This window comes from Cupriavidus phytorum, assembly GCF_003254285.1.
Taxonomy (GTDB): Bacteria; Pseudomonadota; Gammaproteobacteria; order Burkholderiales; family Burkholderiaceae; genus Cupriavidus; species Cupriavidus phytorum.
In genome coordinates this window covers 1-25,478 of sequence record NZ_QKZN01000021.1, presented here as the reverse complement: position 1 = coordinate 25,478, position 25,478 = coordinate 1, and the positions used below count along the sequence as shown (strand labels likewise).

At 68.0% G+C, this 25,478-nt stretch carries 20 protein-coding genes and 1 pseudogene; 3 read left to right on the top strand and 18 right to left on the bottom strand.

Annotation, left to right across the window (positions count from 1 at the left end):
• Positions 1–29: 29 nt before the first annotated feature.
• The 10 genes from C7416_RS28000 to C7416_RS27955 all read right to left on the bottom strand — a co-directional run bounded on the left by C7416_RS28000 (position 30) and on the right by C7416_RS27955 (position 12,429).
• Complete coding sequence (locus C7416_RS28000) at positions 30–893, bottom strand: glycine betaine ABC transporter substrate-binding protein (RefSeq protein WP_111521884.1); 864 nt, start codon at positions 891–893, stop codon at positions 30–32.
• A gap of 91 nt (positions 894–984) precedes the next feature.
• On the bottom strand, positions 985–2,133 hold the full coding sequence (locus C7416_RS27995) for an FAD-binding oxidoreductase (protein ID WP_111521883.1): 1,149 nt from the start codon (positions 2,131–2,133) through the stop codon (positions 985–987).
• Positions 2,134–2,154: 21 nt separating this feature from the next.
• Positions 2,155–3,393, bottom strand: coding sequence for an aromatic ring-hydroxylating oxygenase subunit alpha (locus C7416_RS27990; protein ID WP_111521882.1), 1,239 nt, complete (start codon positions 3,391–3,393; stop codon positions 2,155–2,157).
• Positions 3,394–3,445: 52 nt separating this feature from the next.
• Positions 3,446–4,231 carry an electron transfer flavoprotein subunit beta/FixA family protein gene (locus C7416_RS27985; RefSeq protein ID WP_111521881.1) on the bottom strand — a complete coding sequence of 262 codons (786 nt, stop codon included), beginning with the start codon at positions 4,229–4,231 and terminating at the stop codon, positions 3,446–3,448.
• Entirely contained in the window at positions 4,228–5,400 is a 1,173-nt protein-coding gene (locus tag C7416_RS27980) for an electron transfer flavoprotein subunit alpha/FixB family protein (protein WP_111521880.1), read from the bottom strand. The genes C7416_RS27985 and C7416_RS27980 overlap by 4 nt, the downstream gene beginning before the upstream one ends.
• Before the next feature lie 4 nt (positions 5,401–5,404).
• Positions 5,405–7,330 carry a (Fe-S)-binding protein gene (locus C7416_RS27975; protein ID WP_111521879.1) on the bottom strand — a complete coding sequence of 642 codons (1,926 nt, stop codon included), beginning with the start codon at positions 7,328–7,330 and terminating at the stop codon, positions 5,405–5,407.
• Positions 7,331–7,332: 2 nt separating this feature from the next.
• Positions 7,333–9,396 carry an NADH:flavin oxidoreductase gene (locus C7416_RS27970; RefSeq protein WP_111521878.1) on the bottom strand — a complete coding sequence of 688 codons (2,064 nt, stop codon included), beginning with the start codon at positions 9,394–9,396 and terminating at the stop codon, positions 7,333–7,335.
• 76 nt (positions 9,397–9,472) lie between these two features.
• Positions 9,473–10,006 carry a DUF5943 domain-containing protein gene (locus C7416_RS27965; protein WP_111521877.1) on the bottom strand — a complete coding sequence of 178 codons (534 nt, stop codon included), beginning with the start codon at positions 10,004–10,006 and terminating at the stop codon, positions 9,473–9,475.
• Positions 10,007–10,145: 139 nt separating this feature from the next.
• On the bottom strand, positions 10,146–11,117 hold the full coding sequence (locus C7416_RS27960) for a dipeptidase (RefSeq protein WP_111521876.1): 972 nt from the start codon (positions 11,115–11,117) through the stop codon (positions 10,146–10,148).
• Between the two features lie 37 nt (positions 11,118–11,154).
• A complete protein-coding gene (locus C7416_RS27955; RefSeq protein WP_111521875.1) occupies positions 11,155–12,429 on the bottom strand; it encodes a serine hydroxymethyltransferase in 1,275 nt (424 codons plus the stop codon).
• Positions 12,430–12,911: 482 nt separating this feature from the next.
• Between C7416_RS27955 and C7416_RS27945 the strand changes: the two genes are divergently transcribed.
• Positions 12,912–13,937, top strand: a complete 1,026-nt coding sequence (locus C7416_RS27945; RefSeq protein WP_111521873.1) for a GlxA family transcriptional regulator — start codon at positions 12,912–12,914, stop codon at positions 13,935–13,937.
• 90 nt (positions 13,938–14,027) lie between these two features.
• On the opposite strand, the gene fdhA is transcribed toward C7416_RS27945, so the two are convergent.
• The 8 genes from fdhA to C7416_RS27905 form a co-directional block, all read right to left on the bottom strand.
• On the bottom strand, positions 14,028–15,224 hold the full coding sequence (fdhA, locus tag C7416_RS27940; RefSeq protein ID WP_111521872.1) for a formaldehyde dehydrogenase, glutathione-independent: 1,197 nt from the start codon (positions 15,222–15,224) through the stop codon (positions 14,028–14,030).
• Between the two features lie 153 nt (positions 15,225–15,377).
• Complete coding sequence (locus C7416_RS27935) at positions 15,378–16,538, bottom strand: porin (RefSeq protein WP_111521871.1); 1,161 nt, start codon at positions 16,536–16,538, stop codon at positions 15,378–15,380.
• Positions 16,539–16,684: 146 nt separating this feature from the next.
• Positions 16,685–17,149 carry a dihydroneopterin aldolase gene (locus C7416_RS27930; RefSeq protein WP_111521870.1) on the bottom strand — a complete coding sequence of 155 codons (465 nt, stop codon included), beginning with the start codon at positions 17,147–17,149 and terminating at the stop codon, positions 16,685–16,687.
• Positions 17,146–17,799 (bottom strand): sarcosine oxidase subunit gamma, encoded by a 654-nt coding sequence (locus C7416_RS27925; protein ID WP_240988346.1) that lies wholly within the window; start codon positions 17,797–17,799, stop codon positions 17,146–17,148. Before C7416_RS27925 ends, C7416_RS27930 begins: the two co-directional genes overlap by 4 nt.
• Positions 17,789–20,800 carry a sarcosine oxidase subunit alpha family protein gene (locus C7416_RS27920; protein WP_111521869.1) on the bottom strand — a complete coding sequence of 1,004 codons (3,012 nt, stop codon included), beginning with the start codon at positions 20,798–20,800 and terminating at the stop codon, positions 17,789–17,791. Before C7416_RS27920 ends, C7416_RS27925 begins: the two co-directional genes overlap by 11 nt.
• Positions 20,797–21,096 (bottom strand): sarcosine oxidase subunit delta, encoded by a 300-nt coding sequence (locus tag C7416_RS27915; protein WP_111521868.1) that lies wholly within the window; start codon positions 21,094–21,096, stop codon positions 20,797–20,799. The genes C7416_RS27920 and C7416_RS27915 overlap by 4 nt, the downstream gene beginning before the upstream one ends.
• Before the next feature lie 20 nt (positions 21,097–21,116).
• The gene (locus C7416_RS27910; RefSeq protein ID WP_111521867.1) at positions 21,117–22,361 is read right to left on the bottom strand and encodes a sarcosine oxidase subunit beta family protein; all 1,245 of its coding nucleotides are present in this window, start codon (positions 22,359–22,361) and stop codon (positions 21,117–21,119) included.
• Between the two features lie 13 nt (positions 22,362–22,374).
• Entirely contained in the window at positions 22,375–23,763 is a 1,389-nt protein-coding gene (locus C7416_RS27905; RefSeq protein WP_111521866.1) for an L-serine ammonia-lyase, read from the bottom strand.
• 340 nt (positions 23,764–24,103) lie between these two features.
• Between C7416_RS27905 and C7416_RS27900 the strand changes: the two genes are divergently transcribed.
• Complete coding sequence (locus C7416_RS27900; RefSeq protein ID WP_240988345.1) at positions 24,104–25,228, top strand: GlxA family transcriptional regulator; 1,125 nt, start codon at positions 24,104–24,106, stop codon at positions 25,226–25,228.
• Positions 25,229–25,344: 116 nt separating this feature from the next.
• A pseudogene (locus C7416_RS27895) lies at positions 25,345–25,478 on the top strand (S-(hydroxymethyl)glutathione dehydrogenase); the annotation flags it as partial.

Here is a 25,478-nt window from a genome sequence, read left to right as displayed (position 1 = left end):
GTTCTTGTCGCGACCGCTGGCAGGCGGAATTATTGGGTGTTCTCCAGCCATGCACTGACGCGGTCCCCATGCGCGGCGATCCAGGCGTCGGCGGCTGCTTCCGGCTTAGTGCCGTTCTGGATCGCCAGCATCACGCTGTCGATCTCGCCCGGCTTCCACTGGAACTTCTTCAGGAAGGCCACCACCGGCTTGGCCTTGTTCTCCAGGCCCGGGTTGACGACGTTGTCGACGTGCTCGGACTCGCCGAACACCTTCTTCGGATCGTCGAGGAAGCGCAGCTTCCACTTGGCGAACATCCAGTGCGGCGCCCAGCCGGTCACCACCACCGGCTTGTTGGTGTTCATCGAACGCGCCAGTTCCACCGTCATCGCGCTGCCCGAGCTCGGCATCAGCGTATAGCTCAGGCCATAGCTCTTGATCGCCTCCGACGCCTTGCGCATCACGCCCGCGCCGGCGTCGATGCCGACGATGCGGCCTTCGAAGGTGGCCTTCTGCGCGTTGAGCTCGTCGATGCTCTTCGCGCTGACGGAAGCGGGCACGATCAGGCCGATCCGCGCCTCGGTGAAGTTGGGCCCGAGGTTGACAACCTTGGTCTTGAACTGCTCCCAGTACGCGCCCTGCGTCACCGGCAGCCAGGCCGACAGCGTCGCGTCGAGGTCGCCGCGCGCCACGCCCTGCCACATCACGCCCGCCGCGACCGGCACCAGCTGCACCGGATAGCCCAGCTTCTTCTCGATGATGCGCGCGGCCACGTTGGTGGTGGCAACGCTGTCGTCCCAGCCCTCGACGTAGCCGATCTTCAGCGTGGGCCGGGTATCGCCGAGCGCCAGCGCGCTCCATGTCAGCATCACCGACGCGGCGCTGGTGAAGAATAATTTGGTGAGAAGTTTCATGTCTACGCTCCTGTCATCGGCGCCGAGGCGCTCCCTTTCCGAATGCGAAGCGCCGGCCGCCGTGGGCGCCGGGTCCCGCACAACCCTTGCCTCACTTGTCGATCACAAGGTCCGATAGCGGCTTGCTGCAGCACAGCAGCACCATGCCCTGGTCGACCTCGCGCTGGCGGATGCCGCCGTTGTGCTTCATCTCGACCTGGCCGCTGAGCAGCTTCACCTTGCACGTACCGCACATGCCCTGGGTGCACGACGCCGGCAACCGCACGCCGGACTGGCGCGCCGCGTCGAGCACGTTCTGCGCCGCGCCGCAGGCGATCTCCCGGGCGCTTCTGGCGAAACTGATGTTGAACTGCGCCGCGTCCGGCGCGCCGCCGGGCAGCGGCGCACTGCCCTCCACCGCAGCGCTGGCGTCGGGTTCCGCGTTCAGGGTCTCGAACGAGAAGCTCTCCTCGTGGTAGCGCCTGCGATCGAAGCCCGCTTCGTCGAGCAGCGCCCGCACCGCCTCCATGTACGGGGCCGGCCCGCAGGTGAAGATCTCGCGCTCCATGAAATCCGGCGCGACCAGCTTCAACAGCGGCAGCGACAGGAAGCCGGTGACGCCTGGCCAGTTGGTGCGCGTGCCGACCCGCTCGCACACGAACGCGGTGCGGAAGTTGCTGTGGTTCGACGCGATCAGGTCCAGCTCGCGCGCGAAAATGATGTCGTCGGGCGTGCGCGCGCTGTGCACGAAGACGATGTCGCGGTCCTCGGCCAGGTCATGGTGTGCGCGGCTCATCGACATCAACGGCGTGATGCCGGAGCCGGCGGACAGGAACAGGTACTTGTGCGCCGGATGCCGGGCACAGGTGAAATCGCCGGCCGGCCCCAGCATGCGCACTGGCGTGCCCGGCTTCATGGTGTCGTGCAGCCAGTTCGACACCTTGCCGCCCGGCACGCGCTTGACCGTGATCGAGATCGTGTGCGGGCGCGCCGGCGACGACGAGATCGTGTAGCAGCGGTTGATGGTCTCGCCGTCGATGTCGAGCTCCAGCGTGACGAACTGCCCCGGCTCGAACACAAAGGCGCGCCCCAGCGGCGAGCGGAAGAAGAAGCTCTTCACGTCGTGCGTTTCCTGCCGCACGTGGCAGCACACCAGCGTCTCTTCCGCGTCGCTGGTCCAGCGCTCCGGAAGCGCGTTCCAGAACGACGGGCGTGTCACCCGGCTGTCTGCCGATTCAAACTGCACCGCATCGCGCATCATGTCGACCTCCCCTCCTTGCGCTCAGGCCCCGATCTGCTCGGCGAGCCGGCGCACGTACCAGGCCGAGAACTTCTCGACCAGCCCTTCCGTGAACGGCGAGTACGGGCCGGGCTCGTAGCCGCTGCTGCCGGCGCCGCGCTGCGAGTACTCGACCAGCGCGCGGTCCTGGTCGTTGGTTGCGTTCCAGACCGCGGTCAGGTTCTTCACGTCGTAGTCGACGCCCTCGCGCGCGTCCTTGTGCACCAGCCATTTGGTCCGCACCAGGGTCTTGCCGGCCGACAGCGGAATCACCGAGAACGTGACGATGTGGTCGCTCATGAAGTGATGCCAGGAGTTCGGCTGGGTCCAGAACGACAGTCCGCCCAGGTCGGCCTGCTCGAACCGGCCCAGCAGCTTCTTCGACGCCACCTTCGCGTCAAGCGTCTGCGATTCGCCGCTGCGGTCCAGCGGCAGGCGCTGGGTACGGAAGCCGGTGGTCTCCAGCAGCCGCTCGATCTCGGCCGACGGCAGCTTCATCGCTTCCCATTCCTCGGCGCGCGTGCGGCAGGTCTGCTCGAACGCCTCCATGCCCTCGGCGTTGGCGGGCGAGCGCTGGTAGCCGAAGCCGTACTCGTACAGCGAAATGGTCAGCTCCGGATGGTTGGCGACGCAGTGGTAGCACTCGCGGTTGTTCTCCATCGTCAGCTTCCAGTTGCCCTGCTCGATGATGTCGACCTGCGCGGCGACCTTGGTATTGGGCAGGTCGTGCGGCAGCAGGTACGGCTCCATGGCGGCGCGCATCGGCGCGAAGTCGGGCGGCTCCTTGGCCAGGCAGATGAAAATCAGCCCGGCAAGGTTCTCGATGTGAACCGATTTCAGGCTGTGCTTGCAGCGGTCGAACTTCTCGCCCATGTGCTCGGCGAACATCAGCTCGCCGCTCAGCTTGTAGGTCCAGCTGTGGTACGGGCACACGATATTGCCCACCGTGCCCTTGTCCTCGTTGCACAGGCGCGCGCCGCGATGGCGGCACACGTTGTGGTAGGCGCGCACCTGCATGTCGTCGTCGCGCACGATCAGGATCGAGTCCTGGCCGAGCTCGACGGTGACGTAGTCGCCCGGCTCGGGCACGTCGGGCTCGACCGCCACCTGGATCCAGTGCTGCCGGAAGATGGCTTCCATGTCGAGCGCGAAGATCTCGTCGCTCAGGTAGAAAGGCGCCTCGAGGCTATGGCCCGCCTTGCGCCGCTGCACCAGCGCGCGAATGTCTGCCGATACGTTCATCGTTTGCTCCGGATTCCCTGCGTCCCTGTTGTTTGCCGACAGACCGGCAATGTCAGTAGTCGATGAGTTGATGCTCGCGTAAATACGCGAGGATGACTTGTGCTTTTTCGACCGAAGTCCCACCATTTACGACGTTGCCGCCGCGGCTTTCGGTGGTGGTCGCGGACAGCATGCGGGCGTGGCCGGAGCGCTTCTCGGCCGCCGCCAGCCTGACCGGCTTGCGCTCGACGGCGCCCAGCGTCCAGGCGGCGGCGTCGGGATCCGCGCAGCGTGCCGCCGGCGCGGTGCGGACGTTGCCGTCGCGCAGGCGGGCGTAGGCGTAGCGCGGCTGCGCGTTCGCCAGCGGGTGCACCGCCACCACCGCGGGCAACGCCGCATCGACGCGCCGGCGCAGGCCCTTGGGCAGGAACTGCCGCACGGCGACGCGTCCGCCCTCGATCTCGATATCGACCGCCGCGCCGACCAGCGGGCGGCCGAGCACCGCGGCAAGCCGGTACGGCAGCATGCCGGTGTCATAGGCGCCCTCGGCGCGGGTGCCGGTCAGCACCAGGTCGCAGTGCTTCACGTGCGCGGCCAGCACGCGCGCCGCGTCGTCGCCGGCGTCGCACGCCAGCACCTCGATCTCGCCGGCGCCGAGCGCCAGGTAGTCGGCGAGTGCGGGATCGGTGGCATCGCCCGCATGCAGCACGGTGAGTTGCGCGCCGTGCCTGGTGGCCAGGCCGCGCCCGAGTTCCAGCGCGGCGGCGTCGTTGCGGCTGTAGCGCGGCGCGCCGCTGACCGGATGACGGCCGATCGAGACCAGCACCGCGATGCGCTTCACTTGTCCGGGGGCGTTCATGCTGCGACTCCTGCGAGTTCCCTGGGGCGCGCCGGGGCCGGCTGGCCGCGCGCGGGGCGTGCCGCCTGCACCAGCGCGATCAGTTCGGCGATGGTTTCGCGCGCGTCGCCGACGATGGTCAGGTTGGCGCGCTTGGCAATCGGCGCGCTGGCGTCGACGTTGACGGCGATCACGTGGCGGCAGTCCTTGATGCCCTGCAGGTGCTGCACCGCGCCCGAGATGCCGAAGGCGATATAGACGCTCGCCTCGACCGTCTTGCCGGTGGCGCCGACCTGCTTGTCGCGGCTGAAATGCCCGTTGTCCACGGCGACCCGGCTGGCGGCGATGGCCGCTCCGAACGCGCCCGCGAGCTGCTCGAAGGCACCGATGTCCGCCACGCCGTTGCCCGCCGCGACGATGAAGTCCGCCTCCTCCAGCGCGACCCGGGCGGCATCGATCTCCTCGATGCCCAGGTCGCGGTACGGGTGCGTGCTGCTTCCCTTCGCGAACAGGAAGTCGGGCGAAAGCCGCTCGCCGGCGCCGGTGAACGGCAGCTTCGCGTCGACCGCGCCGGGCGCCAGCAGGATCACGTCAGGCAGCGCGCGGGTCGCGAACGAACGCCTGGCGTGCGCATAGGTGCCGACGTGGCGCGCATCGATCTCGACCACATGGGTCGCGACGCTGGCGCCGGCCTCGGCCGCCGCCGCGGCATAGCGACGGCCCAGGTCGCCGTCGCCGGCCGCGTTGTCGGGCATGAAGACATGCCTGGCCGACAGCGCGGTGGCGCAGGCCTGCAGCGCCCGCAGTTCCGCCTCGGGGGCGAAGCTGCGGCGGTCGAACTCCGGCAGCGCGATCAGCTTGTCGGCGCCCAGCTCGGCGGCATCGTCCTTCATCTCGCCGAACACCAGCAGCGCGACCTCGGTCTGCGCGTCAGCCAGCAATGCCGCCGCGGCCACCGCCTGGCGCGCATGCTCGTCGAGTGCGCCGCGCTCGCTGTGCGCGGCCACCAGCAGCATGTAGCGCGGGTCGTTCACCGCGCGCCGCGGCTTTGCCGCCGCGCCATGGCCGTGCGCGGGCCAGTGCACCGCGCCCGCGTCGGCGCTGCCGGCCTCGCCCAGCGTGATGCGCCTGAGACCAGCCGCGGTGATGATGAACGGCCGGCGCGGATCGATTCGTTTGATCGTGTCCATCGATTTACTCCAGGGAGGCCGCAACCAGTTCAGCCACGTCGAGCACGTCGGGCCGCGGACCGACCACGCCCTCGAGCATCGCGGTGCAGTTCGGGCATCCGACCGCGACCACTTCCGCGCCCACCGCGCGCGCATCGGCGATGCGGATATCGGGAATGCGCTGCTTGCCCGGGATGTCGGTCAGCGGCGCGCCGCCGCCACCGCCGCAGCAGCGGCCGCGCATGCCGTGGCGTTCCATCTCGACCACCTGGATGCCGATGGTCTTGAGCAGCTTGCGCGGCGCCTCGGTCTCGCCGTTGTAGCGGCCGAGGTAGCACGGATCGTGATACGTGGTGCGCTTGTCGCTCAGGGCTTCCACTGCCCTGGGCGCGATCAGTCCGCTCGCCGCGAGCTCGGCCATATAGGTGGTGTGATGCTTGACCGTGGCCCGCAGCCCCAGCGCACGGTATTCATTGCGCAGGCTGTGCATCACGTGCGGGTCCGCGGTCACGATCTGCTTGAACGACAGCGTGCCGAGCGTGCCGATCAGGTGCCTGGCCAGTTGCTGGAAGGTGGCCTCGTCACCGAGCCGGCGCGCGACATCGCCGGTGTCGGTCTCGACCTCGCCCAGCACGGCGTAGTCGACGCCGGCCTTGTTCAGCACCTTGACCAGCGCGCGCAGGGTACGCTGGTAGCGCATGTCGAAGCCGCCCTCGCCGGCCACCACCAGCACCTCGACCGCCTTGTCCGGACGCGCCACCGGTGCATTCAGGTCCACCGACCAGTCGTAGCGCGCCGCCTTGTCGTAGCCGCCCATGGTGCCGGTCTCGCGCAGGTTCGCCAGCACTTCGGCGCCCTTGCCCGGCACGGTGCCGTGCACCAGCGTCTGGTTGCGGCGCATGTCGACGATCGCGTCGACGTGCTCGATCAGCATCGGGCATTCCTGCACGCAGGCACGGCAGGTGGTGCACGACCACAGCGTCTGCGCCTCGATCAGGCCCGACACGATGGTTCCGTCGGGCTGGCCGCGGTGCTGGCCGACCGGGATCCCCGGGGTCGGGCTGCCGGCGTAGGCGGCATCGGTGCCGCCCGCCATGCCGACCACCAGGTCCTGGATCAGCTTCTTCGGGTTCAGCGGCTGGCCGGAGGCGAAGGCGGGACACGCCGCCTCGCACTTGCCGCACTGCACGCAGGCGTCGAAGCTCAGCAGCTGGTTCCAGCGGAACTCGACCGGTTTGGCGACGCCGTATTCCTTGTGCTCGATGTCGGGCAGCTTCAGTGCCGTCGGCGGCGTGGCGGTGCCGCTTCCGGTATACGAGTCGGGCGTCGCGGCGAAGCGCTCCTGGCGCGGATGGAAGGCCAGGTGCAGCAGCCCCGCCATCGCATGCTTCATCGGTCCGCCCGTGGCGGCGCCGACCGTCATCGCGAAGGCGCCGATGCCGATCAGCAGTGCGCACAGCACTGCGAACGCGCCCGACATGATTTCGGCGGGAACCACCGTGTACAGTGCCAGGCCGAGCGCGAACGCGCCGAGCAGCCACGGCAGCGTATTCCATGGCCCCTTCGACAGGCGCGCCGGCACATCCTTCGCCTTGCGCCGGCGCCAGACGAAGACCGCGCCGACCAGCATCGCCAGCGCCGCGACCAGGATCAGCTTGTCCAGCCATGGCGAATAGATTGCCAGCCCGTAATTGACGAACACCAGCGCCAGCGCGGCGATCGCCCCGCCCGCCGTGGCCACGTGCGTCCTGGCGATATACGGATCGCGCGCCACCACGTGGTGCAGGTCGACGAAATAGCGCTTGGGGATCGCGAACAGGTTGGCGAGGCCGGCCGAGCCGGGCGCGGCCGCGCGCCCCACGCGCCAGTACGACGCGCGCCGCAGCAGCGCAAAGGCCAGCCCCGCCACCGACAGCCACAGCAGGACGGTAATCAGCAAGGATGGTTGCATGGTCAGAAGTCCTTGACGAGGCGCAGCGCGTCGTAGATCGCGCCGTGGATGTTGTGCATCGAGATGCAGTCGCCAACGCGGAACAACAGGAAGCGGCCGTTGCCCAGCGTCTCCGACAGGCACGGCTGCGGCTCGGCGGCAAACAGCTTGTGCACGTCGACCTGGCCGCGGTTGAGCGATTCCGGCTTGAGCTTCCAGTAGAGCGCGTCGTTCGGCGTCGAGCCGTTCTCGATCACGACCTGGTCGACCGCGCGCTCCTCGAGTTCCTCCGTATACTCGTTGCGCAGCACCGCGATCTTCTTTCCGTCTTCCTCGTAGACCCGGTCGAGCCAGTAGTTGGGCGTATGGATCACGCCCTGCGCATACAGGCGGCGGTAGAAGATCGGGAAGGTGGTGCCGCCGCAATCGTCGGCGACCTTCACGTCGGGCGTAACGATCTCGACCTTGGCGCCGCGGCTGGCCAGGTAATCGGCAACGCCGGCGCCCGCATGCGTGCTGACGCCGTCGTAGACCAGCACGTTCTGCTTCGCCTCGACGCGCCCGGACAGCACCTCCCACGAGCTGACGGCCAGCCCTTCCGCGACGCCCCACGCGGGCACCTGGTCGGAGAAGGCGCGGCCGCCCGTGGCGAGCACGATGATGTCCGGCTTTTCGGCCATGATCATCTTTGCATCGGCCTCCACGCCGAGCCGGCGCTCGACGCCGAGGCGCCTGGTTTCCATGTCGAACCAGCGCACGATGCCGGCCATCTGCTCGCGCTGCGGCGCCTTCGACGCCAGCATGATCTGCCCGCCGACCTCGGCGTTCTTCTCGAACAGCACCACGTCGTGGCCGCGCGAGCGCGCCACCCGCGCCGCCTCCAGGCCTGCCGGGCCCGCGCCGACCACCACCACCTTGCGCTTGGGCCCTCGCGATTTCTCGATCACGTGGGGCATGGTGGCTTCGCGCGAGGTGGCGGCGTTCTGCACGCACAGCACGTCGAGGCCGTTGTACTGGCGGTCGATGCAGTAGTTCGCGCCGACGCATTGCTTGATCTCGTCCTCGCGGCCGTCGCGGATCTTGATGACCATGTGCGGGTCGGCCATCTGCGCGCGCGTCATGCCGACCAGGTCGACCATGCCGCTGGCGAGCAGGCGCTCGGCCTGCCCCGCGTCGCGGATGCTCTGCGCGTGCATCACCGGGATCTTGACCACCGACTTGATGCCCGCGGCCAGGTGCACGAACGGCTCGGGCGGCAGCGCCATCGGCGGCATGCAGTTGGCCAGGGTGTTGTGCGTGTCCGCGCCGGAGCCGATCACGCCGAGGTAGTCGATCAGTCCCGACTCCGACATCGCCTGCGCGATCTCCTTGAGCTGCTGGTGGTCGAGCCCGTCCTCGTGGAACTCGTCGCCGCACATGCGCAGGCCGACGCAGAAATCCTTGCCGACCGCCTCGCGCACCGCCTGCAACACCTCCACGCCGAAGCGCAGGCGGTTCTGCAGGCTGCCGCCCCACTCGTCGGTGCGGAAGTTGGTGCGCGGGCTCCAGAACTGGTCGATCAGGTGCTGGTGCGCGGCCGAGATCTCGATGCCGTCCATGCCGGCGTCCTTGACCCGCTTCGCCGCGGTGGCGAAATCGGCGATGATGCGGCGGATCTCCTCCACCTCGATGATCTTGGCGTTGCCGCGGTGCACCGGCTCGCGCACGCCCGACGGCGACATCAGGTGCGGCCAGTGCTCGCCGTGGAACGCCGAGCGGCGGCCCATATGGGTGGCCTGGATCATGATCTTCGCGCCATGCCGATGCATGGTCTCCGCCAGCCGGGACAGCGGCTCGACGATGCGGTCGGTGGCCAGGTTCACCGACTTCCACCAGCCCTGCGGGCTGTCGATCGATACCGGGCTGGAGCCGCCGCAGATCGCCAGGCCGACGCCCCCCTTCGCCTTTTCTTCGTAGTAGCGCAGGTAGCGGTCGCCCGGCAGGCCGTCCGGTTCGGCGTAGACCTCGGCGTGCGCGGTGCTGACGATCCGGTTGCGCAGCGTCAGCTGGTTGAGCTGCAGGGGTTTGAACAGGTGGGGATAGCGCATCGCAGGCGACCTCTGGCGTTCGTATGTCTTGGTGTTGCGTCTTGGTGTTGCGGCGGAAGGCGGTCCTGGCGCGCGCTCAGTGCGCGATCGCCGACACCTCGAACACGCAATGCTCGTGGCCCTCGGCCGCGCACTGCGTTTCCTTCGATTGCGCGCGCGGCCCGCCCGTGCCGGCCGGCGCGGTGTCGTTGACCCAGTCCATCGCACCGGCGAACCAGCCGGCGAACATGTAGCAGAGCTTGCCTTCCTTGCCCGGCTGCGCCAGCACGAACGACGAGTGGTGCAGCGCGATGCGCGCATGCGCCGTCGCCGGATCGGCTTCGAGCAGCGAGAACAGGCCCCAGCCGCGCTGCGACAGCCGCTTCAGGTAGTGCTCGTACACCGCCATGCCGGCCAGGCCGTGCAGCTGGGCCTCCTTGTCGCACCAGTGGTAGGCCGACTTGTAGCCGGCCTTGTAGAGGATCTCGGCGTACGCCTCGACACCGAGCGTCTCTTCCACGGCAACGTGGTTGTTGGTGAAGAAATGGCGCGGGACGTACAGCATCGGCAGCGCATCGGTGGTCCAGACGCCGGTATCGGGATTGACGTCGATCGGCAGTTGCGGTTGCATGGTGGTGGCTCCGTGAGGATGAGTTCGCCGCTCGCGTCGTGGCGCAGGCGCGGCATTGCCCGCGTGCCCGCGCGGTGCGCAGACACGTCCCGTTTGTCGTGAATCGCTTGGAAAAAAGCTGTCGCTGGCGTCGGGCGACTCAGGCGCCCCAGACTTCCCTGAACACCCGCACCCAGTTCTCGCCCATGATCTTGCGGATGCGCGACGCCTTCCAGCCCGCGCGCTCCATCGCCGCGGTCAGGTTGGGGAATTCGCCGATGGTGCGGATGCCTTCGGGATTGACCACCTTGCCGAAGTTGGTCAGGCGGCGGTAGCGGCCCTTGTCGTGCGTCAGCATGTCGAAGAACTCGGTGCTGTAGCCCTGCGTGAAGTCGGTGCCGATGCCGACCGCATCCTCGCCGACCAGGTTTACCACGTAGTCGATCGCCTCGATGTAGTCGTCGACCGTCGCGTCGATGCCGCGCTTCAGGAACGGCGCGAACATGGTCACGCCGACGAAGCCGCCGGCATCGGCGATCTCCCTGAGCTGCGCGTCGCTCTTGTTGCGCGGATGCTCCTTCAGCCCGGACGGCAGGCAGTGCGAATAGCAGACCGGCTTGTTCGAGAAGGCGATGGCTTCGGACGAGGTGTTGCCGCCGACATGCGACAGGTCGACCATGATGCCGACGCGGTTCATCTCGGTGATCACTTCGCGGCCGAAATCGGACAGCCCGCCGTCGCGCTCGTAGCAACCGGTGCCGACCAGGTTCTGCGTGTTGTAGCAGAGCTGCACCACGCGCACGCCCATGTCGGCGAACGCCTCGATATAGCCCAGGTTGTCCTCGAACGCATGCGCGTTCTGGAAGCCGAGAATCACGCCGGTCTTGCCTTCGCGCTTGGCGCGCAGGATGTCGTCGGTGCTGCGCACCAGCGTCAGCAGCTCGCCGTGCGCGCGGATCTGCTGTTTCATCTGCGCGATGTTGTCGACGGTCTTGGTGAAATTCTCCCAGACCGAGACGGTGCAGTTCGCGGCGGTGACACCGCCCTTGCGCATGTCTTCGAACACGGACCGCTCGAACTTCGAGATGTTCAGGCCGTCGATGATGATGCTGTCTTCGTGCAGCGGGCTCATGGGTTGCTCCACTCCTTGGCGCGGGTCTTGTCGGGGTTCAGTAGATCGGGAAGCGGTCGCACAGCGCGAAGATCTCGCCTCGCACGCGCTGCTCGGTGGCCGGATCGCCTTCCGGGTTCGCGCGCAGCGCCTCGAACACCTCCAGGATCAGCCGGCCGACCTGGCGGAATTCGGCGACGCCGAAGCCGCGCGTGGTGGCGGCCGGCGCGCCCAGCCGGATGCCCGACGTAATGGTCGGCTTCTCGGTGTCGAACGGAATGCCGTTCTTGTTGCAGGTGATGCCGGCACGCTCGAGCGCCTGCTCGACCTGCGCGCCCTTGAGCCCCTTGGGGCGCAAGTCGACCAGCAGCAGGTGGTTGTCGGTGCCGCCCGTGACCAGGTCGACGCCGCCCTCCTTCAGCACTTCGCCGAGCGCCTGCGCGTTCGCCAGCACGTTGTCGATATAGGTCTTGAACTCCGGCTGCAGCGCCTCGCCGAACGCGACCGCCTTGGCCGCGATCACATGCATCAGCGGGCCGCCCTGCAGGCCGGGGAACACGGCCGAGTTGATCTTCTTCGCGATCTCCTCGTCGTTGGTCAGCACGAAGCCGCCGCGCGGGCCGCGCAGGGTCTTGTGCGTGGTCGAGGTGACGACGTGCGCATGCCCGACCGGGTTGGCGTGGCGGCCCGCGGCGATCACGCCGGCGATGTGCGCCATGTCGACCATCAGCCTGGCGCCGACGCTGTCGGCGATGGCGCGGAAGCGGGCGAAATCCAGCTGGCGCGGGTAGGCCGAGAAGCCGGCGATGATCAGGCTGGGCTTGTGCTCGTGCGCGAGCGCTTCGACCTGGTCGTAGTCGATCAGCATGGTGTCGCGGTTCACGCCGTACTGCACCGCGTTGAACCACTTGCCCGACAGCGCGGGCCTGGCGCCATGGGTCAGGTGGCCGCCGGCATCGAGCGACATGCCCAGCACGGTGTCGCCCGGCCGGGCCAGCGCCAGCATCACCGAGCCGTTGGCCTGCGCGCCGGAGTGCGGCTGCACGTTGGCGAAGCCGGCGTTGAAGAGCTGCTTGACGCGGTCGATGGCGAGCGCCTCGACTTCATCCGCGAATTCGCAGCCGCCGTAGTAGCGCTTGCCCGGATAGCCCTCGGCGTATTTGTTGGTCAGCACCGAGCCCTGCGCTTCGAGCACCGCGCGCGAGACGATGTTCTCCGACGCGATCAGTTCGACCTGCGACTGCTGCCGCTCGAGTTCCTTCACGAGTGCGCCGCGCACCCGCGAGTCGCGCTCGGCCAGGGGCTGCGAAAAGAAAGACTTGGTGTTCGACATAGGGTTTCCGTAGCTGATTGAATGGGCTGCTGACGGGGCGAGGCGCCCGCTGCGCCCGGGGACTTGCCCGTTCGGCGCAGCGGTGCCGACGGATCTATTCTTGTCGTTCGCGTTTTTGGCCGGTTGGTGAATTCAGACGCGTTCTTTTCCATTTCCGCCATTCGCGTCCGATTTGGACAAGTGGGTCGCGCAACGCATCGGCTCGCCTTGTGCCGCATGCGGCCGCCGGCGCGACGACCGGCCGGTTGCCAACCCGTGCCCCTGCCCGATTTCAATGCACCGCACCGGTGCCGTGCACCGCTGCGGCGTGGTGCGCGCGTTATGCATTCGCGGCATTGCGGCGCTTGCGGCGGGTCACCGTCAGCCTGGCTAGGGTTTCGCCGTATGGCACGTTTGTTGCGCGCGCATTATGAATATCGATAGACGGCACCGAGCCTTTCCCCAAGGCCATAAAGCCCGCCAGAAACCAAGGAACGCCCCCAATGTCCACCGACCGAACCGCGTCGCTGTCCCACTTTGCGTTCATGCCTCTGCCCAACTTCACGATGATCGCGTTCACCAACGCGATCGAAGTGCTGCGCATGGCCAACTACCTGAGCGGACAGGAGCTCTACCGCTGGTCAGTCATCAGCCCCGATGGCGGCCCGGTGACGGCGAGCAACGGCCTGACCATCGACACGCGCGCGGCCGACAGCATCGATCGGCCGGACATCGTGTTCGTCTGCGGCGGCATCGACGTGCAGCGCGCCACCGGCGCCGGCCACCTGTCGACGCTGCGCCGCGCCGCGCGCGAGGGGCTGATGCTCGGCAGCCTGTGCACCGGCACGTACGCGCTGGCCAAGGCGGGATTGCTGTCGGGCTATGCCTGCGCCATCCACTGGGAGAACATGTCGGCGCTGAAGGAAGAGTTTCCCGGCACGCGTTTCCTGAAGGAACTGTTCGTGATCGACCGCGACCGCGTGACCTGCACCGGCGGCGTCGCGCCGCTCGACATGATGCTGTACCTTATCGCCGCGCGCGTCGGCACTGGCCGCGTCACGCAGATCGCCGAGCAGTTCATCGTCGAGCATGTGCGCGACACCAGCGCCCAGCAGAAGATGCCGCTGGTGGCGCGGCTCGGTTCGGCGAACAAGTCGCTGTTCGAGGTGATCGCGCTGATGGAGAACAACATCGAGGAGCCGTTGTCGCGCGAGGAACTGGCGCGCCTGGCGATGATGTCGCAGCGGCAGCTGCAGCGGCTGTTCCGCGACCACCTCGGCATGACGCCGACGCACTATTACCTGACGCTGCGGCTACGGCGTGCGCGCGAGCTGCTGCTGCAGACCGACATGTCGATCATGCATATCACGATGGCGTGCGGTTTCCAGTCGGCGTGCCATTTCAGCAAGAGCTATCGCGAGGCGTTCGGGGTAGCGCCCACGCGCGAGCGCAGGGCGCAGGCGGCGCCGCTGGCGAAGGCCCCGTTGCATGGGCAGGGGCAGAGGTTTGCGGCGGTGATGCATGCCTGAAGGAAGGCAGCACGCTGGTTTGCTCCCCTCTCCCGCAAGCGGGAGAGGGAGAAAACCGCTGGCACAGTTACGCCGCGGCGTATTACCCAGTCACGCCGCCAGCATCCCGTGCGGATCGATGACGAATTTGCGCGGCGCGCCGCCGTCGAACTGCTGGTAGCCTTGCGGCGCCTGGTCCAGTGAAATCACCGACACGTTGACGATCTCGGCGATCGGCAGGCGGTTGTGCAGGATGGCCTGCATCAGGTTGCGGTTGTACTTCACCACCGGCGTCTGCCCGGTATGGAAGGAATGCGACTTGGCCCAGCCGAGGCCGAAACGCAGGCTCAGGCTGCCGCGTCGCGCCGCGGCGTCCTTCGCACCCGGATCGTCGGTCACGTAGAGGCCCGGGATGCCGATCGCGCCCGCGGGCCGCGTGATTTCCATCAGCGAGTTCAGCACCGTCGCGGGTGCCTCCTCCACATGGCCCGAGGCGCCGTGGCCGTGGGCCTCGAAGCCCACGCAATCGACCGCGCAGTCGATCTCGGGCGTGCCGAGGATGGCAGCGATCTGCTCGCCCAGCGTTGCGTCCTGCGACAGGTCGACCACCTCGAACCCCATCGCCCTGGCGTGGGCCAGGCGCGCCGGGTTCATGTCGCCGACGATGGTGCAGGCCGCGCCCAGCAGGCGCGCCGACGCCGCGGCCGCCATGCCGACCGGTCCCGCGCCGGCTATGTAGACGGTCGAGCCCGGCTTCACGCCGGCGGTGACGGCGCCGTGGTAGCCGGTCGGCAGGATGTCCGACAGGCAGGTCAGGTCGCGGATCTTTGCCATTGCCTGGTCCCGGTCGGGGAACTTGAGCAGGTTGAAGTCGGCGTACGGCACCATCACGTACTCGGACTGCCCGCCGATCCAGCCACCCATGTCGACGTAGCCGTAGGCACCGCCGGCGCGCGACGGATTGACGCTCAGGCAGACACCGGTATGCTGCTCCTTGCACATCGCGCAGCGGCCGCAGGCGACATTGAACGGCACCGAGACCAGGTCGCCGATCTTCAGGGTCTCGACGTCGCGGCCGATCTCGATCACCTCGCCGGTAATTTCATGGCCGAGCACGAGGCCCACTTCCGCGGTGGTGCGGCCGCGCACCATGTGCTGGTCAGAGCCGCAGATATTCGTCGTCACCACCTTGAGGATCACGCCGTGGCCGATCGCGCGACCGCTGGGATCGACCATCTTCGGATAGTCGATGTTCTGCACCGCGACCTTGCCCGGTCCAAGATAAACGACACCCCGGTTGTTGCTCATCGCTTCGTCTCCATGTCTCGTTAGCGCTTGCCGTGCCCGCGCCCGTCGGCGCGGCTTCCACGGCATGCGTGTTCGAGAGTAGTGCGCAGCGCCGCGGCGCCCTGTGCAAAATCCGACGCCGGCTTGAGCAGGACCGACATCGCCGCCGCCGGCTCAGAACTTGTGGCGGATCGCGGCCCGCACCAGCACCTGGCTCGAGGTCGACGACGCATCGGCCGCGCCGGGGATATAGGCCCGGTCCAGTGCCGTGCCGGTCCGGTCGCCGCTGACGCGCTGGTAGACGCCCTGCAGGTAGACGTCGGTCCGCTTCGAGAAGTTGTAGTCGGCCATCAGGCCGATGCTGTGCACCCTGGGCTTGGCCTCCCCCGACGACGCCTGGAACTTCTCCGTGGTCAGCGTGTAGACCGCGCCGGCATAGAACGCCGGCGTGAACTGGTACTTGAAGTTGAATTCGAAGTTCTGGAACTTGAGCGCGTCCAGCGTGCCGGTGGCGGGCAGGATCGAACCGGAGATGTACGAGGTCGACAGTGGCTGCGTCAGGTTGGTGTTCGAGTAGGCAAAGCCCGCCGTCGCGGCACCGAAGGTGTAGTTGACCCCGGCGCCGAAGATACGCAGGCGCCGGGCCAGGAAGTTCTGGTCGCCGCCGGCGCTGATGGCACCGTTGGCCGTCGCCGACGGGTTGTCCGCCTGCAGGTAGGCCGCCGCCAGCAGCCAGCCGCCGCTCGCGTACTGCATGCCCGCACCGACCTGGCGGTTGTTGGCAAAGTTGGTGTCGTTGCTGAAGCTATAGGTGCCGCCGAACTGGAAGCCGCCAAGCGTGGGGCTGGTGTACTTGACCGTGTTGTTGACGCGGAACGAGTAGACCATGTTGTCGTTGTCGTAAGGGTGGCCGAACAGGTAGCCGCCCCAGTTGCCGACCACGGTGGTCTGTGCCAGGTAGTCGATCACGGAATCGTACTGGCGCCCCAGCGTAACGGTGCCGAGCCGGTCGTCGGACAGCCCGACATAGGCCTGCCGGCCAAACATCACCCCACCCTGTGCCGCCCTGCCGGTGCTGGCATTGAAGCCGTTCTCCAGCTGGAACAGCGCCTTGACGCCGCCGCCCAGGTCTTCCGAGCCCCTCAGCCCCCAGCGGCTGCCCTGGGCGAAGCCGCTCTGCATCTCCACCAGCCGGTCGCCGCCGACATTGTTGGTGTAGTTGATGCCTTCGTCGATGATGCCGTACAGCGTCACGCTGCTTTGGGCAAAGCCGGGTGTGGCACATAGCAGCGCAATGGTCAGCGCAATGATCAGTCCGGGCGTGACTCTTTTCATTGGATTTCCTCCTGGTGTCGTGGCGCGCGCCGCCACGCCGATCGGCACGGCAGCGGCGCGCCTACGAGAGTAGTCTCCATCGCGGTGTTGGCTGCATGCCAAAACCGACGCGCGCTTGGCCGGCGCCGCCATCTTGCCGGTCGGGCTCAGCCAGGCTTGCCGGTGCGGCGCAGGTAGTCGGCGCGGGTCCATTCCAGCTCGACGCCGACGCGCTGCGTGCCCGGCCGGATCTTCGGCTTGTGCGCCGCCAGGGTCAGGGTGTCGAGCGCCGGCCATTCGCGGAACGACAGCTCCGCGATGTCGGCCACCAGGGTCTCGAGCAGCCGCGTATGCGGCTTGCCCCCCAGGAACGTGGCGATGCGCGCGCAATAGTCCTCGTAGTCGATCCACTCGGACGCTTCGCTGGGCTCGCGCCGGTAGCCCAGGCGCGCGTCGATCACCACCGGCTGCGGCGCGTCATGCTCGTGCGCGTGGATGCCGATGCGCGCCGGCACCGTCAGGGCATCGACAAAGACGCTCCAGCCCCGCCCCGGCAGCAGCGGCGCATCAAGACCATCGAGGCCATCGAGTCCCGGCTGCCGCTCGCTGAACACCTGCTCGACCGGCTTCATGACAGCAGCGGCGTCGCCGCGTCGAGCAGGATGCGGCAGAAGTAGTCGGCGAAGCTGCGCCGCACCACGACCTCGAAGCGGTCGTCGCCGGTCGGCAGCAGGATGACGGGCGCCTTGAAGTAATGGCTCTGCGCGCACTGCCCGGTGCCGAACACGCGCGGATGCAGGTCCAGCGGGCAGCCCCGCGCCAGCACGTCGCGCACACGGTCGCCGCTGATCTCGACCACCGTATAGCCGCTGCCGACGTCGACCGCGGCGGAGTACGAGCCGGCGATGGCCGGGGCCAGCTTGCCCTCCAGCACGCCGGCCGCCACCGGCTCGCTGGAGCGCACCAGCCATTCGTCCGGGCCCAGCCACAGCACGTCGTAGCCGGCGCCGTGCGCGACCGTGTTGGGCGCCGCCGGCGGACTGCAGCCCACCACACCCTCGAACGCATCGACGAAGGCCGGATCGGCCAGCTCGCCGCGCACCATCACCAGGTCGAGGAACTGCCGCTCGCGCACGGTGAAGTACATCGAGCCGCGCAGGTGCGGCGCTTCCAGCAGGCCGGCGGCGCCGACCAGCGGCGACTCCAGGCGCACCTCGCGCGTGCGGGCGGTCGGCACCGGCGCATCGGCCAGCGCGGTAGCAATGCCTTGTTCATTCCACATTCTGGCGCACTCCTTCGCTATCGTAGAAAACCGGGCTGGAAATCTTCGCGTTCACGCGGCGGCCATCGGCCAGCGGGATCGCGACGCTCTCGCCCATCTTGCCCAGCCCGCCCTTGACCACGGCCAGCGCGATCGAGCGCTGCAGGATCGGGCTGTAGTAGCTCGAGGTCACGTGGCCGATCATCGGCGTCGGCTCGGTGGTCGACACGCGCGTGTCCGGCGCGACGATCTGCGCGCCCTCGGGCAGCACGAATTGCGCATCGTCGGTCAGCAGGCCAACGAACTGCTTGCGGCCCTCCTTGGCCGTATCCGAGCGCGTCAGCGAGCGCTTGCCGAGGAAGTCCTTCGACTTCGCCACCAGCCCGCCCATGCCGAGGTCATACGGCGTAACCGAGCCGTCGGTGTCCTGGCCGACGATGATGTAGCCCTTCTCCGCACGCAGCACGTGCATGGTTTCGGTGCCGTACGGCGTGATGTCGAACTCGGCGCCGGCGGCCATCAGCGCCTCCCACACCGCGCGCCCGGCGTTGGCCGGCACGTTGACCTCGTAGGCCAGTTCGCCCGAGAAGCTGATGCGCATCACGCGTGCCCGCGCGCCGGCCACGGTGCCGTTGCGGTAGCTCATGAACGGGAACGCCGCGTTGGCGAAATCGATATCGGCGCAGACCTTCTGCAGCACCTTGCGGCTCTTGGGGCCGACCACCGCGAACGTGGCCCAGTGGTCGGTCACCGACGACAGCCGCACCTTCATGTCCGGCCACTCGGTCTGCAGCCAGCGCTCCATCCATGTCAGCACGCGCGCGGCGCCGCCGGTGGTGGTGGTCATCATGAAATGCTGTTCGCCCAGGCGCACGGTCACGCCGTCGTCGAACACCATGCCGTTCTCGTCCAGCATCAACCCGTAGCGGCACTTGCCGACCTCGAGCTTGCCCCACGGGTTGGTGTACATCCAGTTCAGCAGCGTGACCGCGTCCGGGCCCTGGATGTCGATCTTGCCGAGCGTCGACGCGTCGAGAATGCCGACGCTGTTGCGCACCGCAAGGCATTCGCGCTTCACCGCCGCATGCAGGTCCTCGCCCCGCTTGGGGAAGTACCAGGGGCGCTTCCAGTTGCCGACGTCCTCGAACAGCGCGCCATGCGCGACGTGCCATTCATGCACGCAGGTCTTGCGCACCGGGTCGAGGAAATCGCCGAGTTCGCGCCCCGCGAAGGTGCCGAAAGTCACCGGCGTGTAGTTGGGGCGGAACGTGGTCGTGCCGGTCTCGGGGATCGACTTGCCCAGTGCCTGCGCCAGGATCGCCATGCCGTTGATATTGCCCAGCTTGCCCTGGTCGGTGCCGAACCCCATCGCGGTGTAGCGCTTGACGTGTTCGACCGACTCGAAGCCCTCGCGCACCGCCAGCAGGATGTCCGAGGCCGCGACGTCGTTCTGGAAATCGACAAACTGCTTGGGCCCGCGCGCGGCGGCCTCGCGGCTGCCGACCAGCCACAGCGGCAGCAGCGCGCCCTCGGCCACGGCGGTGACCTTCGGCGCGGCCGGCGGCTTTGCGGTTGCGAAGCCGGCGGCCTTTGCGGCCTCGGTGCCGGCTTCGAGCGCCAGCGGCAAAGCCAGCGCGAGGTTGAACTCGCCGGCGGCCGCCCCAACGCTGGTCTCTGCCTGCATCGACTTGCCCGGTACGAAGCAGGTCTTCTCGTCGCTCCACTGCGCCTTGCCGCCGGACTGCGCAAACAGGTGCAGCACCGGGCTGAGGCCGCCCGACATTGCCACCAGGTCGCAGGCGAGCTTTGTCATCTTGCCGCCCACCTTGCCATTGACATAGCTGGCAACGCTGACCGACCTGACGTGCCGCTCCCCTGTGGCAGCCACCACCACCGCGCCGTTCATCACGGTCACGCCCTGCCGCTTCGCAGCCGCGGGCAGCGCGCCGCTGGTCGCGGCACGCGGATCGACGATCGTCACCTTCGCGCCGCACGCCTTCAGGTCGAGCGCCGCCTGGTAGCCGCGGTCGTTGTTGGTGAAGACCACTGCCTCGCGTCCCGGCAGCACGCTGTAGCGGTGGATGTAGGTCGACACCGCCGACGCCATCATCACGCCCGGCAGGTCGTTGTTGCCGAAGACGATCGGGCGCTCGTGCGCGCCGGTGGCGAGGATCACGCGTTTGGCCCGGATCTTCCACAGCAGCTCGCGCGAGCCGTGGCGCGCCGCTACCGCAAGGTGGTCGGTCAGGCGCTGCGTCACGGTGACGAGATTGTGGTCCTGGTAGCCGAAGGCGTTGCTGCGCGACAGGATCGTCACGTCCGGCAGCTTGCGCAGCTTGCCTTCGATCTCCGCCACCCACTGCAATGCCGGCTTGCCATTGATGTCGGCGCGCGCCGACAGCAGGCTGCCGCCGAGTTCGCACTGGTCGTCGACCAGGATCACGCGCGCGCCGGTCACCGCCGCCGCATGCGCGGCGGCGAGGCCGGCTGGCCCGCCGCCGACCACGAGCACATCGCAGTGCGCGTAGCATTTGTCGTAGCGGTCGGCGTCCAGCGTCGTGGGTGCCTTGCCCAGGCCGGCCGCCTCGCGGATCTTCTCCTCGTACCTCGGCCACATCTTGCGCGGCCACATGAACGTCTTGTAGTAGAAGCCGGCGGGCATGAAGCGGGCGAACTTCTGGTTGACCGCCATGCGGTCGCGCTCCAGGTCCGGCTCAGCGTTCACGCTGGTCGCGACGAGGCCCTGGTACAGCTCGATTTCCGTCGCACGCGCGTTCGGCACCGTGTAGGCGCCGCCCTCCAGCTGCACCACGGCATTCGGCTCGGCCACGTCGGCGGTCATGATGCCGCGCGGGCGGTGGTACTTGAAGCTGCGCGCAACGAAGCGGACGCCGTTGGCAAGCAGCGCCGAGGCCAGCGTGTCGCCCTGGAAGCCCTGGTACACGCGCCCGTTGAAGGTAAAGGACAGCGGCTTGCCGCGATTGATGCGGCCGCCCGTGCCGAGACGGTCTTTCTGGCTCATTGCTTGCCCTCCCTTCCTTGCTGTGAGTTCGCGGCGGGCTGGCCGAAGGTCTCGTAGCCCTTGATGTCATAACTGACGGTGTCGCGCTCGACCTTGAACCAGCGCCGGCAGCCCTGCGCATGGTTCCATTGCTCGCGATGCATGCCCCGCGTATTGGTGCGCATGAACAGGTAGTCGCCCCATTCCCGGTCGGACAGCTTGTCGGTGTCGAGCGGGCGCGCGATGTCGGCTTCGCCGCCGCACGAGAACTCGGATTCGGCGCGCGGACCGCACCAGGGACATTGGATCAGCAACATGTCTTGCTCCTCTCTTGCGTTCAGTGCGCAACGGCGGCGGCGCCGTGCTCGTCGATCAGGTGGCCGGTATAGAAGCGGTCGAGCGAAAAGGGCGCATTCAGCGCATGCGGCTGGTCGCGCGCAATGGTGTGCGCGTACGCCCATCCGGAGCCGGGAGTCGCCTTGAACCCGCCCGTGCCCCAGCCGCAGTTGAAATAGAGGCCCTTCACGTCGGTCTTGCTGATGATCGGGCACGCGTCGGGCGAGGTGTCGACGATGCCGCCCCACTGGCGATTCATGCGCACGCGCGAGAACACCGGGAACATCTCGACGATGGCCTGCAGCGTGCCTTCGATGACCTGGAAGCTGCCGCGCTGGCCGAAGCCGGTGTACTGGTCGATGCCCGCGCCGATCACCAGGTCGCCCTTGTCGGACTGGCTGATGTAGGCGTGCACCGCGTTGGACATGATCACCGAGTTGACCACCGGCTTGATCGGCTCGGACACCAGCGCCTGCAGCGGGTGGCTTTCCAGCGGCAGCCGGATGCCGGCCATGTCGGCCAGCGTGGTGGTGTTGCCGGCCGCGACCACCGCCACCTTCTTTGCCTTGATAAAGCCCTTGACCGTGTCGACGCCGACCACCGCGCCGCCATCGCGGCGGATGCCGGTGACCTGGCAGTTCTGGATGATGTCGACGCCGGCGCGGTCGGCGCCGCGGGCGAAGCCCCAGGCCACGGCATCGTGCCGGGCCACCCCGGCGCGGCGCTGGATCGATGCGCCCAGCACCGGGTAGCGGCTGTTCAGGTTGATGGTGGGCTCGATCTCCTTGACCTGCGCCGGCGTCAGGAACTCGGCGTCGACGCCGTTGAGGCGGTTGGCGTTCACGCGCCGCTCGGTGTCGCGCACGTCCTGCAGTGTGTGCGCCAGGTTCATCACGCCGCGCTGGCTGAACATGACGTTGTAGTTGAGGTCCTGCGACAGGCCCTCCCACAGCTTCATCGCCTTTTCGTAGAGCGCCGCGGACTCGTCCCACAGGTAGTTGGAGCGCACGATGGTGGTGTTGCGCGCGGTGTTGCCGCCGCCGATCCACCCTTTCTCGAGCACTGCCACGTTGGTGATGCCGTGCTCCCTGGCCAGGTAGTAGGCGGTCGCCAGGCCGTGCCCGCCGCCGCCGACGATGACCACGTCATACTCGCGCCTGGGCTCGGGGCTTCTCCACTGCTTCTCCCAGTTCTCGTGGTACGACAGCCCGTTGCGGAACAGGCTGAAGATCGAATAGCGGCTCATTTCCCAGACTCCCTTAGCATTCAATGACGTTCACGGCCAGGCCGCCGCGCGACGTCTCCTTGTATTTCGTCTTCATGTCGGCGCCGGTCTCGCGCATGGTCTTGATCACCGAGTCGAGCGACACGTAATGCTGGCCATCGCCCTTGAGCGCCATGCGCGAGGCGTTGAGCGCCTTGATCGCGCCCATCGCATTGCGCTCGATGCACGGGATCTGCACCAGCCCGCCGACCGGGTCGCAGGTCATGCCGAGGTTGTGCTCCATGCCGATCTCGGCGGCGTTCTCGACCTGGTCGGGGGTGCCGCCCATCACCGCCGCAAGCGCCGCCGCGGCCATCGAGCACGCCACGCCGACCTCGCCCTGGCAGCCGACCTCGGCGCCGGAGATCGACGCGGTCTCCTTGTAGATCATGCCGATCGCGGCCGCGGTCAGCAGGAAGTCGACGATGCCGTCGTCGTTCGAGCCGGGCACGAACTTCACGTAGTAGTGGAGCACCGCCGGAATCACGCCGGCCGCACCGTTGGTCGGCGCGGTGACGACGCGGCCGCCCGCGGCGTTCTCTTCGTTGACCGCCATCGCGTACAGGTTGACCCAGTCGAGCATCGACAGCGGATCGCGCAGCGATTCCTCGGAGCGCGTGCGCAGCCGGTGGTTGAGTTCCGCCGCGCGGCGCTTGACGCGCATCGGCCCGGGCAGCTCGCCCTCGACCTTGCAGCCGCGCTCGACGCAGGCCGCCATCGCGTGCCAGATCGCCAGCAGCCCGGCGCGCACATCCTCGGCCGGGCGCAGCGCGCATTCATTGCGAAAGACCAGCCCGGCGATCGACAGCCCGCTGGCGCCGCACGCCTGCATCAGCTCGGCGCCGGTGCGGAACGGGTACGGCACCTCCGCGGCCGCGCGCACGCCGTTGACGCGGTCGCCGTCGCGGTTGACGACGAAGCCGCCGCCGACCGAGTAATACTCCTTCTCGACCAGCAGCTGCCCCTGCTCGTCGAACGCCTGGAAGCGCATGCCGTTGGGATGCACCACGCTGCCGGTGCCGTTCATCAGGCGACGGTAGAAGCCGAGGTGCTCCTTTTCGTCGAAGCCGATCTCGTGCTTGCCGAGCAGCCGCATGCGCTTGTCCTTGCGGATCTGCGCCAGGCGCGGCTCGATCGAATCGGGATCGATGCGGTCGGGCAGGCTGCCTTCCAGGCCCAGCAGCACCGCCTTGTCGCTGCCATGGCCCTTGCCGGTCGCGCCGAGCGAGCCATACAATTCGGCCCGCACGCGGCACACGAAGCCGAGCAGGTTGGCATCCTCGAGATGCGATGCGAAGCGGCACGCGGCAATCATCGGGCCGACCGTATGCGAACTCGAGGGGCCGATGCCGATCTTGAACAAATCGAATACGCTGACATTCATCTGACTGCCTCTCTGCGGGGTGCTGGGGTGCTGGGGTGCTGTCGTTGGGAGCCAGTACAGCAGAGCGCGGGATTTGCAGATAGAACAAAACCGGCATCGGCGTGGGATGCCGGCGCCAGCAGCCTGGCCGTACCGGCCGGGATTTCGCTTTGGCGATGATTCGCGTCGGAATTGTGCAAGTCGACGGCGGGCCGATCGGCGACTCTGGCGACTCGGCGGGGGCGGAACGCGTCGTCCGCATGCCACTTTTCCGGCGACCGCGACGTCCCTGCCCTGCCCGTCGACTCCGGGCTAACCCGGATGCGCCGCCCCGCGCGGGCCTGTCAAGATGAATGCCGCCATGACCCCAGACGTACCCATTGCTCCCGCCGTTCCCCCCTCGGCGCCGGCGCCGCGGCGCATCCGCTTCGGCATCGTGCTGCTGCCGAATTTCACGCTGACCGCGTTTTCCGGCTTCGTCGACATGCTGCGGCTGTCGGCGGACGATGGCGACTACAGCAAGCCGGTACGCTGCGTCTGGAGCGTGATCGGCAACACACTTGCGCCGGTGCGCGCGAGCTGCGGGATCCAGGTCGCGCCGTGGGAGACCTTCGATGAAGCCGAGTCGTTCGACTACGTGGTGGTGGTCGGCGGGCTGCTCCACTCGGGGCCGCAGGCCGGGCCGGAGACGCTCGACTTCATCCGCCGCGCCGCGGGCGGCGGCGCGACCCTGGTGGGGATCTGCACCGGGGTCTTCTCGCTGATGCGCGCCGGCGTGCTCGACGGTCACCGCGCCTGCGTCAGCTGGTTCCACTACTGGGATTTCATCGAGCGCTTCCCGTCGGCCGATCCCGACCTGCTGATCGCCGACCGCCTGTTCGTGATCGACCGCCGGCGCATCACCTGCTCGGGCGGGCGCGCGTCCATCGACGTCGCCGCGGCGATCCTGCTGCGCCACTTCGACCATGCCACCGTGCAGAAGGCGCTGCGCATCCTGCTGGTCGGCGAGATGCAGAAGGGCAACGCGCCGCAGCCGCATCCGCCGGGCCTGGAGCCGGCCACGCACCCGAAGGTCAAGCGCGCGATCCTGCTGATGGAGCAGCATGTCGGGCGCGCCTTGCCGCTCGAGGAACTTGCCTGCAAGCTCGACCTGTCGGCCCGGCAGCTCGAGCGCCTGTTCAAGGCCGAGACCGGCAAGAGCCCGCAGGTGTTCGCCAGGCAGGTGCGGCTGCGCACCGCCGCGTGGCTGCTGACCAGCTCCGACCGCAGCGTTGCCGACATTGCGCTGAGCTGCGGCTTTGCCGACGCCTCGCACCTGGGACGCGAATTCCGCAAGCAGTACGGCGTGCCGCCCGCGACCTACCGCGACAAGGGCGCGCCGCCCGCCGAATCCGCATTCGCCGTGGGCGACGATGGCGACGATGGCGACGCAGCTTGCGCGCTGGTCGTGCCTGAGGGCGAAGACCGGGACGCCAGCCACGCCTGATCCCGGCCATCGGCCAACTTGGGTCGGATTTCGGACAAATCCATGCGGGCCAGATCCACTGCCCGCGCCGCTCGCCTTATAGTTTCGCGCTACGAACCAATCGACAGGACCGACCAATGAAAACACGTGCAGCAGTAGCCTGGGGTGCGGGAAAGCCGCTGACCATCGAAGACGTCGACCTCGACGGCCCGCGCGCCGGCGAAGTGCTGGTGGAAGTGAAGGCCACCGGCATCTGCCACACCGACTACTA

Coding starts and splice junctions, on each gene's coding strand:
- C7416_RS28000 (WP_111521884.1), bottom strand. CDS start 893: ATGAAACTTCTCACCAAATTATTCTTCACCAGCGCCGCGTCGGTGATG.
- C7416_RS27995 (WP_111521883.1), bottom strand. CDS start 2,133: ATGATGCGCGATGCGGTGCAGTTTGAATCGGCAGACAGCCGGGTGACA.
- C7416_RS27990 (WP_111521882.1), bottom strand. CDS start 3,393: ATGAACGTATCGGCAGACATTCGCGCGCTGGTGCAGCGGCGCAAGGCG.
- C7416_RS27985 (WP_111521881.1), bottom strand. CDS start 4,231: ATGAACGCCCCCGGACAAGTGAAGCGCATCGCGGTGCTGGTCTCGATC.
- C7416_RS27980 (WP_111521880.1), bottom strand. CDS start 5,400: ATGGACACGATCAAACGAATCGATCCGCGCCGGCCGTTCATCATCACC.
- C7416_RS27975 (WP_111521879.1), bottom strand. CDS start 7,330: ATGCAACCATCCTTGCTGATTACCGTCCTGCTGTGGCTGTCGGTGGCG.
- C7416_RS27970 (WP_111521878.1), bottom strand. CDS start 9,396: ATGCGCTATCCCCACCTGTTCAAACCCCTGCAGCTCAACCAGCTGACG.
- C7416_RS27965 (WP_111521877.1), bottom strand. CDS start 10,006: ATGCAACCGCAACTGCCGATCGACGTCAATCCCGATACCGGCGTCTGG.
- C7416_RS27960 (WP_111521876.1), bottom strand. CDS start 11,117: ATGAGCCCGCTGCACGAAGACAGCATCATCATCGACGGCCTGAACATC.
- C7416_RS27955 (WP_111521875.1), bottom strand. CDS start 12,429: ATGTCGAACACCAAGTCTTTCTTTTCGCAGCCCCTGGCCGAGCGCGAC.
- C7416_RS27945 (WP_111521873.1), top strand. CDS start 12,912: ATGTCCACCGACCGAACCGCGTCGCTGTCCCACTTTGCGTTCATGCCT.
- fdhA (WP_111521872.1), bottom strand. CDS start 15,224: ATGAGCAACAACCGGGGTGTCGTTTATCTTGGACCGGGCAAGGTCGCG.
- C7416_RS27935 (WP_111521871.1), bottom strand. CDS start 16,538: ATGAAAAGAGTCACGCCCGGACTGATCATTGCGCTGACCATTGCGCTG.
- C7416_RS27930 (WP_111521870.1), bottom strand. CDS start 17,149: ATGAAGCCGGTCGAGCAGGTGTTCAGCGAGCGGCAGCCGGGACTCGAT.
- C7416_RS27925 (WP_240988346.1), bottom strand. CDS start 17,799: ATGTGGAATGAACAAGGCATTGCTACCGCGCTGGCCGATGCGCCGGTG.
- C7416_RS27920 (WP_111521869.1), bottom strand. CDS start 20,800: ATGAGCCAGAAAGACCGTCTCGGCACGGGCGGCCGCATCAATCGCGGC.
- C7416_RS27915 (WP_111521868.1), bottom strand. CDS start 21,096: ATGTTGCTGATCCAATGTCCCTGGTGCGGTCCGCGCGCCGAATCCGAG.
- C7416_RS27910 (WP_111521867.1), bottom strand. CDS start 22,361: ATGAGCCGCTATTCGATCTTCAGCCTGTTCCGCAACGGGCTGTCGTAC.
- C7416_RS27905 (WP_111521866.1), bottom strand. CDS start 23,763: ATGAATGTCAGCGTATTCGATTTGTTCAAGATCGGCATCGGCCCCTCG.
- C7416_RS27900 (WP_240988345.1), top strand. CDS start 24,104: ATGACCCCAGACGTACCCATTGCTCCCGCCGTTCCCCCCTCGGCGCCG.